We start from the raw sequence: 15,336 nt of genomic DNA, 5'->3' as shown, positions 1-15,336 counted from the left end.
CCGCCGGTCACTGGAGGGGAAGCGTCAGCCGGACCTCGAAGCCGCCGTCCGCCCGCGGTCCGGCCGCGAGTCTTCCCCCGTAGATCCTGGCGCGCTCGCGCATGCCGATCAATCCGTGCCCGCCGGACGGCACCGGGTTGGCCGGAACGTTTCGGCGCCGGCGGGACGACGGCCGGCCGTCGTCGGTGACGCTGAGTTCCAGTTCGTGCGGGCGGAAGGCGACGCGCACCACCGCGCGGGCCGCGCCCGCGTGCTTGATGATGTTGGTCAGCGCCTCCTGGACCACGCGGTACGCGCACAGGTCGGGGCCGGCCGCCAGGGGCCGCCGCTCCCCCGTGACCTCCAGGTCCACCCGGACGCCGACCGCCCGCATCCGCTCCACGGTCGCCTCCAGCCGGTCCAGGCCGGGCATCGGGTGGTACGGGCAGTCGCCTTCCGGATGCCCGCCGTCGTCCCCGCCCTCCGGGCCGACCCGGAGCACGGCCAGCAGCCGGCGCATCTCCTCCAGCGCTTCCCCGCTGCTGGCCGATATCGTGCCCAGCGCGTCCCGGGCGGTGGCCGGATCGCTGGTGAAGACATAGCGGGCGAGCCCGGCCTGCACCGACACCACGGACATGTGGTGGGCGACCACGTCGTGCAGCTCCCGGGCGATGCGGACCCGCTCCTCGGCGACGGCGCGGCGGGCGTTCTCCTCCCGCTCCCTGCGGAGTTGGGCCGCCAGGCGGGACAACTCGGCGTTGCGGTCGGCGAGCTGGCGCGCGTTGCCGCCGAACTTCAGGATGATCAGGAGCATCACCGCGGCCTGGGCGACCGTGGTCACCAGGTCGTCGGTGTCGCCGAGCACCGAGGAGAGCACCGCGCACCCGGCGCAGCAGACGCCGCAGACCACGGCCACCGGCGCGGGACGGCTCGCCGCGACCGCGTACAGCGTCACCATCGGGCACAGGCTGTTGACGATCGGCCAGTATCCGGAAGCGACGAACACCATCCACAGGGTGCTGGTCAGGACGAACGTGAGGACGGGCGCCAGCCGGCGGGCGGCCAGGCTCAGGTTGATGACGCAGATCAGCCCGTAGGCCAGGGCGTCGGGCCGCTTCCAGAGGTCGTTCGCGGGCGAGGGCGTGCTGACGTAGACCACCGTGGCGATGGCGCAGCACACCGCCAGCGGCGCGTCCCGCACCCACAACGGCCAGGCGGCGGACCGCCGTTCCAGCGTCCGCATCCACGCGCGCGACCGCGCCGCTGCCGCCCCTGCCGTCCGCACCGCCGCAGCGTACCCGCGCGGCGCGCGGCCCGGCATCGGCCGGGCGCGGGCGCGCCGCCTGCCGCGTCGGGTGGAGGGGAGGGGCCCGGGTACCGCAGGGGTTGACCCGGGATTCAACCGGCGAGGGGATGGGTCCCGCCCGCCGGGTCCCTAGAGTCTTTCCCGTCGGCACCCCGGAGCTTCACGGGGGAAAATCGGGGGAACGTGCCGGCAGCACGGGGGAACAGTGCGCTCCGGGCCGCGGGCCCGGAGCGCACTGGCGTGTTACAGGGCCAGGCCCGTCAGGACGAGCACCCGCTCGTACGTGTAGTCGTCCATGGCGTAGCGCACGCCCTCGCGGCCCACGCCGGACTGCTTGGCGCCGCCGTAGGGCATCTGGTCGGCGCGGTACGACGGGACGTCGCCGATGACCACGCCGCCGGTCTCCAGCGCGCGGTGGGCGCGGAAGGCGGTCTGGAGGTCGTGGGTGAAGACGCCCGCCTGGAGGCCGTAGGGCGAGTCGTTGACGGCCGCGAAGGCGGCCTCCTCGCCGTCGGCCTTGGAGAGGGTCAGGACCGGTCCGAAGACCTCCTCGCAGGCGATGGTGACACCGGCGGGGACGTCCGCGAGCACGGTCGGGGCGTAGGTGGCGCCCTCGCGCTTGCCGCCGGCGAGCAGCTTCGCGCCCGCGGCGACGGCCTCGTCCACCCAGGACTCGACCCGCTTGGCGGCGTCCTCGCTGACCAGCGGGCCGACATCGGTGGCCGCGTCCGACGGGTCGCCGGTCACCTGGGCCTCGACGGCCGCGACGACCTTGGGCACCAGGCGCTCGTACAGCGACGCGTCGGCGATGACGCGCTGCACCGAGATGCAGGACTGGCCGCCCTGGTAGTTGGAGAAGGTGGCGATGCGCTGCGCCGCCCAGTCCAGGTCCGCCTCGGAGGACCAGTCGGCCAGGACGACGGCCGCGCCGTTGCCGCCCAGCTCCAGCGTGACGTGCTTGCGCGGCGCGGAGTCCAGGATGGACCAGCCGACCGGGCCGGAACCGGTGAACGAGATCACCGGCAGCCGCTCGTCCTGGACGAGGGCCGGCATGCGGTCGTTGGGAACGGTCAGGACGCTCCAGGAACCGGCCGGCAGCTCCGTCTCGGCCAGCAGCTCGCCCAGGACCAGCGAGGACAGCGGGGTCGCCGGGGCCGGCTTGAGGATGATCGGCGCGCCGACGGCGATGGCGGGCGCGACCTTGTGGGCGGCCAGGTTCAGCGGGAAGTTGAACGGCGCGATGCCGAGCACCACGCCGCGCGGGAAGCGGCGGGTGAGGGCCAGGCGGCCGGTGGAACCGGGGTCGGTGTCCAGCCGCTGCGCGTCACCCGCGTTGAAGCGGCGCGCCTCCTCGGCGGCCCACCGGAAGACGGAGACGGCCCGGCCGACCTCGCCGCGCGCCCACTTGATGGGCTTGCCGTTCTCGGCGGAGATCAGCTGGGCGATCTCCTCCGTGCGCTCGGCCAGCCGCTTGGCGACGTGGTCGAGGGCGGCCGTACGGACGTGCGCGGGCGTCCCCGCGAACTCCTCGCGTACCGCGTGGGCGGCGGCCACGGCCTCCTCCACCTGGGCCTCGGTGGGCACGCTCACGGTGCCGACCAGGCGGCCGTCCCAGGAGTTCGTGACGTCGAAGGTCTCCTCGCCGGTGGCCTTGCGGCCGGCCAGCCAGAACGCGTGCGGGGCGGGGGTGTCGGTCACGGGTCCGGCCCTTCCGAAGTGGGGGTGGTTGATTCGCTCCCCACGGTAGGGGGCGGCCCTACGGGCGTCGTTTGTCCGCGATGGAGCGGTGGGCGCGAGGGGCGCGCCGGATCGGCGCGGTGGGGCGAGCCCCCGCACCCCCCGAAACCGCGCTCCGCGCGGTTGTCCTCAAGCGCCCGACGGGCTGAAGTGTGCGCCCGGGCGCGAATTCCAGCCCGTCCGGCGTTTGAGGACGAGCGGCGGAGCCGCGATCAGCGGGGTCTGGGGCGGCAGCCCCAGGAAACGGCGAAAGGGCGGGGCCGGGGCTCACTCCCCCGCCCCCGGCGAAGCCTTGAGCGCCAGCCACAACTCCATCCGCACATCCGGATCGTCCAGCGACCGCCCCAGAATCTCCTCCACCCGCCGCATCCGGTACCGCAACGTATGCCGGTGCACCCCCAGATCGGCCGCGGCCGCGTCCCACTGCCCGTGCCGCGAGAGCCAGGCCCGCAGCGAGGCGACGAGGTCCCCGCGCCCGGTGGCGTCGTGCGCGCGCAGCGCCCGCAGCAGCCCGTCGGCGAAGGCCCGTACCGCCTCGTCGCCGAGCAGCGGGAGAACGGATCCGGCGGCGACGTCCTCGTGCTCGACGAGGGGGCGCCCCCGGCGCCGGGCGACGGACAGGGCCTGTTCGGCCTGGCGGAGGGCGGCGGCGGTGCCGCCGGGCAGGGCGGGCGCGGACAGGCCGAGCGCGACACCGGCGCCCTCCGCCCGCACGGCGTCCGCGCAGGCACCGACCGCGGCTCCGCCGTCGGGGGCCAGCAGCACCAGCCGCCCGCCCTCCGGCACGGCGAGCACCGGCTCCGCCGCCCGGCTGGCCGCCGCGTCCGCCGCGTCGGCGAGGGCGGCGAGCGGGTCGCCGGCGGACGCGTCGGAGCCCTCGGCCGGCACCGGCTCGGCGACGAGCACGCGGAAGGGCCGGTCGAGCAGGGTCCCGTAGAGCTCGCCGGCGACCGTCCGCGCGTGTTCCGCCTCCCCCGACAGCAGCATCCGCAGCACCGCCGCGCCCAGCCGCTGCTCGGCGGCCTGGAGGGCGCGGGAGCGCTCGGTGGCGAGGGTGAGCAGGGCGACGGCCGAGTGGACGGCGTACCGCTCCGGGGTGCCGAGCGGCGCGCCGGTGCCGACGGCGAGGACACCGCGGGCGCGCCGGCCGGTGCCGAGGGACTGGAGCTCGACCCGATCGTCGCCCTCCTCCGGCGCGACGACGGCGCTCGCGGGCGCGGGCCGGCCGCGCAGCCGCTCGACGTCCGGGCCGAAGCGGGCGGCGCGCCGGGCGGCCCAGTCGGGGGCCGCGGCGACGACCGCGCCGGACGCGTCGTAGAGGGCGGCCCAGCCGTCGAGGTACGCGGCGAGCCGGGCGAGCAGCCCGGCCGGGCCGTCCGGGCCGAGGGCGGCCCGGGTCAGCTCCCGCTGGGCGGCGAAGCCCGCAGTGACCGCCCGGTACTGCTCGGCGGCGATGGCGGCCGAGACGGCCTTGCTGATGGCGATGAAGGGGGTGCGCCGGGGCACCTCCAGCAGCGGCAGCGCCGCCTCCTCCGCGGCCTCGACGAGGGCGTCCGGCACCTGCTCGTAGTTGACGCCGACCGCGAACCCGAGGCCGACGACGCCCGCCCGGACCAGCCGCCGGACGTAGGGGCGCACCGTGTCCGGATCCGCCGCGTCGATCTTCATGGCGGTGATCAGCAGCAGTTCGCCGCCCTCCATCCAGGGCACCGGGTCCGCCAGTTCGCTGACGTGCGCCCAGCGGACGGGGGTGTCCAGCCGCTCCCGGCCCGCGAGCACGGTGAGCTTGAGGGAGGAGTGGTGGACGAGCGAGGCGAGCGTGGGGGGCATGGCACCTTCGGGGGAAGCGGCACGGCGACCGGGCCGTCCCGTATGAACTGCTGTGACCGATTCTGCCTCAGCGGAGCAAAGGGCGCGGCCCGGTACCGGGCGGGCCTCAGTCCCGCAGGTTCACCAGGACCGGCGGCGTCATCGCCCCCCGCACCGACGTCACCGACAGCACCGCGTGCCCCGGCGGCACCCCGTGCGCCAGCTCCGAGGCGGACCAGCGCTCGCGCTCCACCGTGCGCACGGTGACGGACTGCGCGGTGACCGCGCGGCCGGTGACCACCCGGCGGAGCACGTGCAGGGCGCGGGTGAGCGGCTCGTGGGCGATGATCTGCCGGTCGGTGACGTCGCGGGTCTCCACCCACTCCTTGCCCCAGACCTCGGCGAACCGCGCGCCGTCCCAGGTGGTCACGCCGGAGAACGCCATCCGGCAGCCGACGGTGCCGAGCAGGGCGCTGCGCAGCGCCTCGGGCACGTCGTCCAGCGTGCGGAGGGTGAGGACCGCGCCGGCGTGCGCGGAGCGCAGCCGCTGCAGGCCGCGCACCGACTCGGCCGTCACCGTGTGCGTGGCGTCGTCGAGCACCAGGCAGGCGAAGAGGGAGCGGTCGGCGCGGGCGGTGGCGGACTCGGTGAACTGGGCGAGGATCAGCCGGGCCAGCATCCGGGACGCCTCCGCGTGCCCGCGCTCCGGCAGGTCGATCCGGACCCGCAGCGGGTGTTCGAGGGTGCGGAGGGAGAAGGTGCGCCGGGGGTCGCCGGTGTCGAAGAAGCCCGCGAAGGCGGGGCGGTCGAGCAGCGCGACCCGGTCGGCGAGCATCGGCGCCGGGTCGCCGGGCCGCCGCGCCTGCCGCTCGCGCGCGTCGAGCTCCCGGATCAGGGCCTCCTGGCCGGTGGCCGCGAGCCGGTCGCGGAGCGCGTCGAGCGCCACGGGCGAGCCGTCGAGCAGCTCGCGCAGCTCCTGGACGGACGGGAAGCGGCCGTGGGCGCCGTGGTACGGGCCGAGGATCTGGGCGAGGGCGGTGGCCGCGCGGCGGCCGTCCCCGCCGGGGAGCGCGGCGGCGAGGTCGCCGACCAGCCCCTCCGCGAGGATCGCCGCGGCCTCGTCGGGGTCCTCGGTGCCGCCGTACAGGTCCAGGTCGTAGGCGGAGTCCGGCCGGCCGATGCGGATCACCACGTCGAACGCGTCGTCGGGCGCCAGATCGGTGCCCGCGGCTCCGACGGCGACGACGGCGGCGCGGCCGGCGAGGGCCTGGAGGCACAGCGACTCCAGCACCGGCCGGACCAGACCGGCGGTCTTGCCGCAGCCGGGCGGGCCGACGGCGAGCAGGGAGGTGCCGAGCAGGCCCGGCTCCAGCGCCCAGCCGACGCCGCGGTGGTCGTAGGGGTTGCGCCGGTCCTCGGCGGCGGTGCCGATCCGGACCTGTCCGGTGACCAGGTCGTGCCGGGCGGCCCGGACGGGCAGGTCGCGCGCGCCGGAGGGGTGGGCGCAGGCGGCGGCGCCGGCCCGCAGCACGGCGTCGGTGAAGGCGGGCCGCCACTCCGGCCGGTCGCGGACGGCCTCCCAGGCGCGTTCGATCCGGGCCCGGTCCACGTCGTTCATCAGGCCCAGGCGGGCGTCCGCGGCGAGCCGCTCGGCGGCGTCGGGGGCGCCCTCGGCGCGCAGCCGGGGCCAGTCGGCCGGGTCCTCGTCGGGGGCGGGAGCGGCGCTCCCGGCGGGCCGGCCGGGGAGCCGGGGCGGCCGGTCGGGGGCCGTGTACCGGCGCCACAGCTCGCCCCAGCAGCCGACCCGGGCGGCCGTGGTGAGGAAGAGGGCGATGAAGAGGGTGTAGTAGGCGTAGCTGGCGTAGAAGTACATCGGCGGCCGCATCCACGACACCGGGATGACCCGCATCAGCGGCCACAGCCAGATCTCGCCGAAGACGTCGTAGCAGAGCTCCCAGGCGGCGACCGCGCCGGCCAGCGCGAGGGCGGCGCGGCGGACGAGCAGCGGCCGGGGGATGCGGTCGGGCCGCTCGGGGAGCAGGGCGGGGGGCAGCCGGACGCCCGTCCGGCGCTTGAGGGAGGCCCAGGCGGGACGCCCGTAGCGGCGCCACAGCTCGGGGACACGGCCGATACGGGCGAAGAGGACGACCAGGCCGCAGAACCACAGGGCGTAGTAGACGTAGGAGGACAGCATCCACTCGCGGGACAGCTCGTCCCAGTCGCCGGGGACCAGCGCCTTCAGCGGCCACTTCCAGTACGGGCCGAAGTAGCCGTGCCAGAGCAGGGACCAGACGAGCCAGCCGCACAGCATCGAGATCACCGCGCCGCCGGCCAGTTGCCTGCCGGGGGTGCGGCCGGGCTCCTCCGGCGGCTTGGGGCGGTGGCCGAAGCGCCAGACGCCGGGCTGGGCGGCCGGTCTGGGGGTGCGCAGCCAGGTCAGGAACGGGTGCTCGACCTCGTCCGGCGGGGCGGGCGCCGGCGGCCGGCGCGGCGCCGGGGGGACGGGCCGGGCCGTCCGTCCGCCGTGGAAGGGAGGTGCGCCGTACGCGTCCCCGTACGTGTCCTCGGTCGCCATCGCTGCCCCTTGCCCCCGCCGGCCGGTCCCGCCGTCACCACTCCTGCTGCTGCCTGCCCGCCGTACGGCCCGGCTGCGGCCGGACCGACGTCGCGTGGCCAATCTAGCGGCCCTGAGCGGGGAGTTCAGCGTCTCCGGGCGGAGTTCCGGGGTGACTCCGGGTCGTCTCGGGGGTGACTCGGGGTTCACCCGGGGTTCACCCGGGGTGGTCGCGGGGGCGGCGGCGCCCGGTCCGGCGGGGGCGGGCCTGGGCGGCGCGACGACGAAAACAGCCAGTGGAGGCGGCGGGGGCGGAGCGTCCCGCCATGTACCGTCCGGACAACGGCGCGCCCGTACTTCTCCCGAACGGAACATGCCGGGCCCGTCGGCCCGCCCTTAGCCTGCGGTCAAAAGTCCGCGTTCTTCCCCCGGGAGCCCACCATGACCGAACTGACCGGAGGCTCGGCCCTCCCCCAGGAGCGCCGCGTCGTCACCGCCATCCCCGGCCCGAAGTCGCTGGAGCTCCAGGCGCGTCGCACGGCGACGGTCGCCGGGGGCGTCGGCTCGGTGCTGCCGGTGTTCACGACCCGCGCGGGCGGCGGCGTGATCGAGGACGTGGACGGCAACTCGCTGATCGACTTCGGTTCGGGCATCGCCGTGACGTCGGTGGGGGCCAGCGCCGAGGCCGTGGTCCGCCGGGCGTCGGCCCAGCTGGCGAACTTCACCCACACCTGTTTCATGGTCACCCCCTACGAGGGGTACGTCGAGGTCTGTGAGCGGCTCGCGGAGCTGACGCCGGGCGACCACGCCAAGAAGTCGGCGCTGTTCAACTCGGGCGCCGAGGCCGTCGAGAACGCGGTGAAGATCGCCCGCGCGTACACCAAGCGCCAGGCGGTCGTCGTCTTCGACCACGGCTACCACGGCCGCACCAACCTGACGATGGCGCTGACCGCCAAGAACATGCCGTACAAGCACGGCTTCGGCCCCTTCGCCCCCGAGGTCTACCGGGTGCCGGTGGCCTACGGCTACCGCTGGCCGACCGGCCCGGAGAACTGCGGCCCCGAGGCCGCGGCGCAGGCCATCGACCAGATCACCAAGCAGGTCGGCGCGGAGAACGTGGCCGCGATCATCATCGAGCCGGTGCTCGGCGAGGGCGGCTTCATCGAGCCGGCCAAGGGCTTCCTGCCGGCGATCGTGAAGTTCGCCAACGACAACGGCATCGTCTTCGTGGCGGACGAGATCCAGTCCGGCTTCTGCCGCACCGGCCAGTGGTTCGCCTGTGAGGACGAGGGCGTCGTCCCGGACCTGATCACCACCGCCAAGGGCATCGCCGGCGGTATGCCGCTGGCCGCGGTCACCGGCCGCGCGGAGATCATGGACTCGGCCCACGCGGGCGGCCTGGGCGGCACCTACGGCGGCAACCCGGTGGCGTGCGCCGCCGCGCTCGGCGCGATCGAGACCATGCGCGAGCTGGACCTCAACGCGAAGGCGAAGCGCATCGAGGAGGTCATGAAGGCCCGCCTCGCGGTCATGCAGGAGAAGTTCCCGGTCATCGGTGACATCCGCGGCCGTGGCGCGATGATCGCGATCGAGTTGGTCAAGGACCCGGAGACCAAGGCCCCCGCCCCGGAGGCGGCCGGCGCCCTGGCCAAGGCGTGCCACGCCGAGGGCCTGCTGGTGCTGACCTGCGGCACCTACGGCAACGTGCTGCGCTTCCTGCCGCCCCTGGTCATCGGGGAAGACCTGCTCAACGAGGGTCTGGACATCATCGAGGCGGCCCTCGGGCGCCTCTGAGCCGCCTGAGGATCCGGCGTGCGCGGGCGTCTGCACGCGCGCCCGTGAAGAACCTGTGCGGGGCGGGTGGTGGACGGGTGACACGGCTACCGTCCGCCGCCCGCCCTGCCGTACGGTTTCTGCAGATGAGTGAGACACCCCGTCCGCAGGGGACTGCGGACGACGCCCCGCCGGTACGTCCCCAGTGCCGGCGCGGCCGTGCCACCGCGCACGCCACCGGGGCCGCGTCCGACGCGGATCCCGGGACTCCTCACCGATCGGACGGCCGCCCGTTCCACACCCCCCGGGGCGAGCGGCACGCCGGCCAGGCCGGCGGCCCCGGAACCTCCCCCCCTGTTCCGCAGCCGCCGGCCCTTCGGTCGTCCCCGCTCCGGAAAGCCCTCCTCCCGGCGCTCTCCGCCGTCCTGTTCGCCCTGGTCACCTGGCAGGTCGCCGGGCACGGCCCGCTGCGCGCGCTCGACGAGCGGGTGGGACGCGCCGTCGCCGGCACGGCGTTCCCGCGGGCGGTCACCGGGTTCCTCGCCGATCTCGGCAACGCCTCCGTCGCCGTGCCCGTGCTGGTCGCCGCGGTGCTGTGGGCGGTCCTGCGGCGGGGCCGGCCGTGGTCCCACGCCCTGGCCGCCGCCGTCGCCATGGCGGCGGTGCCCGCCCTGGTCGTCCCCCTCAAGACGCTCGTGGACCGGCCGGGCCCGCCCGCGATGGGGGCCGGCCCGCACGACGGCTTCTTCCCCTCCGGCCACGCCGCCACCGCCGCCGTGGCCTACGGCGCCGCGCTGCTGCTGCTCACCCGCTCGCGCCGGGCCACCGCCGGATACACGCTGCTCAACGCGGCGGTAGGGGCGGCGCTCGTGCACCGCGGCTACCACTGGCCGCTGGACGTGCTGGGCTCCTGGTGCCTGGCGGCGCTCGTGCTGTGGTGCCTGTCCCGGGCGCTCAGCCGCGGGCGAGCCGGGCGGCGGCCTCGTGCAGGGAGAGTTCCAGCACCACCGGATCGGTGAGCACCCCCGATCCGTCGGGCGGCACCAGCCAGCGGACGAGCGAGGCGTTGCGGACCGGGTGCGGCACCACGATCCAGGTGCCGGGTCCGGCGCCGCGCACCCCGGTCGCCAGCCACCGGGCCGCCGTCCCGGGCGGGACGAGGAAACCGATCCGGCCGGCCCGTTCGTCGGCGAGGACGGGTCCGGGCCGGCCGGCGCGCTCGGCCAGGACGTCCGCCGTGGGGCGGCCGAGGCCGCCGGGAAAGATGAGGACGTCCCAGAGCCGGCCGGCGGGCAGCAGGGCGATCCCGAAGGGATTGCGCTCCCACTCCCACCGGCAGCCCACGGGATCCGGCGCGGCCGACACCAGCCACTCCACCGCGCTCGTCCGGCCCGCTCCGCCGCTCATACGCCGTCCTCCTCCGTGTCGCGGATGTGCGTGCACGGGTGGGAGGGGGCGGCCGGGCGGCCGTTACGCGGGTCCGGCGGGATTCCCCCGACCGGGTTCACCGGCCGGCGGACAAGCCGGCGCGAGGCGTCGGCTGACGTCAGCCGGCGTCGGCTGACGTCAGCTGTCGTCAGCTATCAAAGCCCAGCCCGACCTTGTCCATGGCCTTGAGCCAGAGGTTGCGGCGCCCGCCGTTCTCGTCGGCCCGGGTCATCGACCACTGGGTGATGCCGATCCCCACCGACCGCACCGGCTCCGGCGGGAAGGGCAGCGGCTTGCTGCGGACCATCTCCAGCTCGGTGCGCTCCGTCCGCTCCCCCGCCAGCAGGTCGAGCATCACGTCGGCGCCGAACCGGGTGGCCCCCACGCCGAGCCCGGTGTAGCCGAGGGCGTAGGCGACCCGGCCGCCGTGCGCGGTGCCGAAGAAGGCCGAGAAACGGGAGCAGGTGTCGATGGCCCCGCCCCAGGCGTGCGAGAAGCGGACGCCCTCCAGCTGCGGGAAGCAGCGGAAGAAGTGCTCGGCGAGCCGCTGGTAGGTGGCCGGGTGGTGGTCGTACTCGGCCCGGACCTCGCCGCCGTAGTGGTAGACGATGTCGTAGCCGCCCCACAGGATCCGCCGGTCGGCGGTGAGCCGGAAGTAGTGGAAGTGGTTGGCGGAGTCGCTGAGCCCCTGCCGCCGCTTCCAGCCGACGGCCGCGAGCTGTTCCTGGGTGAGCGGCTCGGTGACGAGCACGTAGTCGTAGACCGGGGCGATGTACGGGCGCAGCCGCTTGACCAGGGACGGGTACACGTTGGTGCCGAGGGCGGCCCGCCGGGCGAACACCCGCCCGTAGGGGGTGCGGACGGCGACGCCGGCGCCGCGCGAGGACAGGCCGCTGCCGGGGGTGTGCTCGTAGATCCGTACGCCCAGCTCCAGGCAGGCGCGCTTGAGGCCCCAGGCGAGCTTGGCGGGGTGCAGCATGGCGACGCCGTCGCGGTTCCAGAGGCCGGCGAGGAAGGTCGGGGAGTCGACCTCGGCGCGCAGGGCCTCGCGGTCGAGGTACTCGTGGCCGGTGATGCCGAGGGACGCGTACTCCTCGGCGGCCTCGCGGAGTTCGGCCACCTGGTGCGGGGCGGTGGCGATGTCGATCTCGCCGGTGCGTTCGAAGTCGCAGTCGATGCCGTGCCGGCGGACGGCGGCCTCGATGCCGTCGAGGTTGCGCCGGCCGAGCTCCTCCAGGCGGTGGAGTTCGTCGGGCCAGCGGGCGAGGCCGTTGGCGACGCCGTGGGTGAGGGAGGCGGCGCAGAAGCCGCCGTTGCGGCCGGAGGCGGCCCAGCCGGTCTCCTCGGCCTCGATGAGGACGACGTCGCGGGCGGGGTCGCGTTCCTTGGCGTTGAGGGCGGTCCAGAGCCCCGAGTAGCCGCCGCCGACGACGAGCAGGTCGCAGTGCTCGTCGCCGACGAGGGCGGGACGGGGGTCGGGCCGGCCGGGGTCGTCCAGCCAGTAGGGGCGCAGGGTGGTGTCGGAGAGTGATTGGGCAGGGTTCATGGCACGAGCGGCCATGTTCTCAGCTCCTTCGGCTGCCTCTTCTTCTGTTCTTCCGGCGCCCGGCCAGCTGTCCGGCCAGGACGCACAGGACGGCGACGGCGAACATCGCCGTGCCGACGACATTGATCTGAACGGGGGTGCCCCGCTGGGCGGCTCCCCAGACGTACATGGGGAACGTCACGGTGGAGCCGGCGTTGAAGTTGGTGATGACGAAGTCGTCGAAGGAGAGCGCGAACGACAGCAGGGCCCCGGCCGCGATGCCGGGCGCCGCGATCGGCAGGGTGACGCGGAGGAACGTCTGGAGGGGCGTGGCGTAGAGGTCCTGCGCGGCCTGTTCGAGGCGCGGGTCCATGCTCGCCACGCGGGCCTTGACCGCGGTGACGACGAAGCTCAGGCAGAACGTGATGTGCGCGATGAGGATCGTCCAAAAGCCGAACGCGACACCGGTGTTGAGGAAGAGGGTGGCCATCGAGGCGGCCATCACCACCTCGGGCATCGCCATCGGCAGGAACACCAGGCCGCTCACCCCGCCGCGCCCCCGGAAGCGGTGCCGGGCCAGGGCGAACGCGGCCAGGGTGCCGAGCACGGTGGCGCCCAGGGTGGCCCAGAGGGCGATCCAGAGGCTGAGCGAGAGCGAGCCGCAGAGGCCGGCGACGTCGCAGGGGTGCGTCCAGGCGTCCGTGGAGAACTCCCGCCACTCGTAGTTGAAGCGGCCGGCGGGCTTGTTGAACGAGAAGACGGTGACGATGACGTTGGGCAGCAGCAGGTAGGCGAGGGTGCCCAGGCCGGCGATGACCACCAGGTGGCGGCGGAGCCAGCGGAGCGGGCGGGCGGCGGTACGCATCAGACCACGTCCTCCGTCCCGGCCCGGCGCAGGTAGACGGTGACCATGGCGAGGATCACGGCCATCAGCAGGAAGGACAGCGCGGCGGCGGTCGGGTAGTCGAGGACGCGCAGGAACTGCGACTGGACGACGTTGCCGATCATCTTCTGGTCCGGGGAGCCGAGCAGCTCGGCGTTGATGTAGTCGCCGGCGGCCGGGATGAAGGTGAGCAGCGTGCCGGCCACCACACCGGGCATGGACAGCGGGAAGGTCACCCGGCGGAACGTGGTGAGGGGTCCCGCGTAGAGGTCGCCCGCGGCTTCGTGGAGCCTGCCGTCGATGCGTTCCAGGGAGGTGTAGAGCGGCAGGATCATGAAGGGCAGGAAGTTGTAGGTGAGGCCGCAGACGACGGCGAGCGGGGTGGCCAGCAGCCGGTGCCCCTCGGTGACCCCGAGCGCGTCGGTCAGGCCGAGGACGTGCAGCGAGTCGAGGGCGCCGACGACCGGCCCGCCGTCGGACAGGATCGTCTTCCAGGCCAGCGTGCGGATCAGGAAGCTGGTGAAGAACGGCGCGATGACCAGCACCATCAGCAGGGTGCGCCAGCGGCCGGCCCGGAACGCGATGAGGTACGCGAGCGGGTAGCCGAGCAGCAGGCAGAGCAGGGTGGCGGCGGTGGCGTAGCCGATCGAGCGGAGGAACTGGGGCCAGTAGGTGCCGAGGGCGTCCCAGTAGGTGGCGAAGTGCCAGGTGACCCGGAAGCCGTCCTCCAGCGAGCCGGTCTGGACGGAGGTCGACGCCTGGTAGACGAGGGGGGCCACGAAGAAGACCAGCAGCCAGAGGACGCCGGGGAGGAGCAGCCAGTAGGGGACGCGCCGTCCGGTGCCGGAGGGGCGGGCGGGCGCGGGGGTCTCGGCGGTGTCGGGGGTGCCGGAAGTGACAGTCGTCATGAGGGGGCCTCCCCCAGGTCCACGTCGGTGCCCGCCTCGATGCGCTGTGCGGCGTCCAGTCCGAAGCCGTGGCCGGGGTTCCAGTGCAGGAGCACCTCGGCGCCGGGGACCAGCCGGGGGTCGCGGTCGACGTTCTGGGCGTAGACGGACAGGCCGGAGCCGCCTGCGGCGACCGGGGAGTCGACGAGGTACTGCGTGGAGACGCCGATGAAGCTCGCGGAACTGATGCGTCCGCGCAGCCGGTTGCGGCCCTCGGGCACGGTCGCGGCGTCGTCGGCGTGGGTGAGCGCGATCTTCTCCGGCCGTATGCCGACGAGGACCTTGGAGCCGGGGCGCGCGGGGACCTGGCAACGGGCGGCGGGCAGCGCGAGCTTGCCGTCGGCGGCGCGCAGCACGAGGTCGTCGCCGGAGGCGTCGAGGACGTCGGCGGTGATGAGGTTGGAGGTGCCCAGGAAGTTGGCGACGAAGGTGGTGCGCGGGGTCTCGTAGAGGTCGGCGGGGGCGCCGAGCTGCTCCACCCGGCCGGCGTTCATGACGGCCACGGTGTCGGCCATCGTCATGGCCTCCTCCTGGTCGTGCGTGACGTGCACGAAGGTGATGCCGACCTCGGTCTGGATCCGCTTGAGCTCCAGCTGCATCTGGCGGCGGAGCTTGAGGTCCAGGGCGCCCAGCGGCTCGTCGAGCAGCAGCACCTGGGGGTGGTTGATGAGCGCGCGGGCGACGGCCACGCGCTGCTGCTGGCCGCCGGAGAGCTCGTGCGGCCGGCGCCGGGCCAGGTCGCCGAGCTGGACGAGGTCGAGCATCTCGCCGACCTGCTTGCGCACCGACTTCACCCCGCGCCGGCGCAGGCCGAACGCGACGTTCTCGTGGATGTCGAGGTGCGGGAAGAGGGCGTAGCTCTGGAAGACGGTGTTCACCGGGCGCTTGTACGGCGGCAGGGCGGTCACGTCCCGGCCGGCGAGGACGACGCTGCCGGTGGTGGGGGTCTCCAGGCCGGCGATCATGCGCAGGGTGGTGGTCTTGCCGCAGCCTGAGGCCCCGAGCAGGGCGAAGAAGGAACCCGCGGGGACGGAGAGGTCCAGCGGGTGCACGGCCGTGAAGGCGCCGTAGCGCTTGCTGATCCCGGCCAGGCGGACGTCGGTTCCGCTGCCGCCGGGGCCGCTCGGGGCGGTTGCAGTCATGGGTGTGGATCCATCGAAACGTGGGGGCGTAGAGCACATAACAGTGACATACGGACGGGGATGTCCGCGTACGGGCCGTGCGGGTGCCGCATCGCTCACTCCTCCGCTGCCCGCTCGGGCCGGGACCGGAGCGGTCCCAGCCGTCGCTCCTAACGGATGTGATCGCCGATCCTGGCAGAGGAGGCGGCCCACAACAAGAGATTCCGTCGCGGAGATTTGACTCCACGACGGATTCAGTGCTGCGGGAGGGGTG

General features: G+C 74.5%; 11 protein-coding genes. 2 read left to right on the top strand and 9 right to left on the bottom strand.

Features of this window, described 5'->3' with window-relative positions:
* Window positions 1–7: 7 nt before the first annotated feature.
* The 4 genes from J7W19_RS23790 to J7W19_RS23775 form a co-directional block, all read right to left on the bottom strand.
* Window positions 8–1,264, bottom strand: coding sequence for a sensor histidine kinase (locus J7W19_RS23790; RefSeq protein WP_233478162.1), 1,257 nt, complete (start codon window positions 1,262–1,264; stop codon window positions 8–10).
* A gap of 264 nt (window positions 1,265–1,528) precedes the next feature.
* Complete coding sequence (locus J7W19_RS23785) at window positions 1,529–2,983, bottom strand: aldehyde dehydrogenase family protein (protein ID WP_004950012.1); 1,455 nt, start codon at window positions 2,981–2,983, stop codon at window positions 1,529–1,531.
* A 306-nt stretch (window positions 2,984–3,289) separates the two neighbouring features.
* On the bottom strand, window positions 3,290–4,852 hold the full coding sequence (locus tag J7W19_RS23780) for a PucR family transcriptional regulator (protein WP_004950010.1): 1,563 nt from the start codon (window positions 4,850–4,852) through the stop codon (window positions 3,290–3,292).
* A 106-nt stretch (window positions 4,853–4,958) separates the two neighbouring features.
* A complete protein-coding gene (locus J7W19_RS23775) occupies window positions 4,959–7,406 on the bottom strand; it encodes a hypothetical protein (RefSeq protein WP_004950008.1) in 2,448 nt (815 codons plus the stop codon).
* A 420-nt stretch (window positions 7,407–7,826) separates the two neighbouring features.
* Between J7W19_RS23775 and gabT the strand changes: the two genes are divergently transcribed.
* Window positions 7,827–9,179 (top strand): 4-aminobutyrate--2-oxoglutarate transaminase, encoded by a 1,353-nt coding sequence (gene gabT / locus J7W19_RS23770; RefSeq protein ID WP_004950003.1) that lies wholly within the window; start codon window positions 7,827–7,829, stop codon window positions 9,177–9,179.
* A gap of 125 nt (window positions 9,180–9,304) precedes the next feature.
* Window positions 9,305–10,177, top strand: a complete 873-nt coding sequence (locus J7W19_RS23765; protein ID WP_004950000.1) for a phosphatase PAP2 family protein — start codon at window positions 9,305–9,307, stop codon at window positions 10,175–10,177.
* Here the strand turns inward: J7W19_RS23765 and J7W19_RS23760 are convergent.
* The 5 genes from J7W19_RS23760 to J7W19_RS23740 form a co-directional block, all read right to left on the bottom strand.
* On the bottom strand, window positions 10,113–10,565 hold the full coding sequence (locus J7W19_RS23760) for a hypothetical protein (protein WP_004949995.1): 453 nt from the start codon (window positions 10,563–10,565) through the stop codon (window positions 10,113–10,115). The genes J7W19_RS23765 and J7W19_RS23760 overlap by 65 nt on opposite strands.
* A 169-nt stretch (window positions 10,566–10,734) precedes the next feature.
* Window positions 10,735–12,147 (bottom strand): NAD(P)/FAD-dependent oxidoreductase, encoded by a 1,413-nt coding sequence (locus tag J7W19_RS23755; RefSeq protein ID WP_040891356.1) that lies wholly within the window; start codon window positions 12,145–12,147, stop codon window positions 10,735–10,737.
* A 4-nt stretch (window positions 12,148–12,151) separates the two neighbouring features.
* Window positions 12,152–12,976: an ABC transporter permease gene (locus tag J7W19_RS23750; RefSeq protein ID WP_004949987.1), complete on the bottom strand. Its 825-nt coding sequence runs from the start codon at window positions 12,974–12,976 to the stop codon at window positions 12,152–12,154.
* Entirely contained in the window at window positions 12,976–13,902 is a 927-nt protein-coding gene (locus J7W19_RS23745) for an ABC transporter permease (protein ID WP_004949981.1), read from the bottom strand. Before J7W19_RS23745 ends, J7W19_RS23750 begins: the two co-directional genes overlap by 1 nt.
* Window positions 13,899–15,083, bottom strand: a complete 1,185-nt coding sequence (locus tag J7W19_RS23740; RefSeq protein ID WP_004949978.1) for an ABC transporter ATP-binding protein — start codon at window positions 15,081–15,083, stop codon at window positions 13,899–13,901. Before J7W19_RS23740 ends, J7W19_RS23745 begins: the two co-directional genes overlap by 4 nt.
* Between the last annotated feature and the right edge of the window lie 253 nt (window positions 15,084–15,336).

It is taken from the genome of Streptomyces mobaraensis NBRC 13819 = DSM 40847, from assembly GCF_017916255.1.
Classification (GTDB): domain Bacteria; phylum Actinomycetota; class Actinomycetes; order Streptomycetales; family Streptomycetaceae; genus Streptomyces; species Streptomyces mobaraensis.
This window is presented reverse-complemented; position numbering and strand designations above follow the sequence as displayed.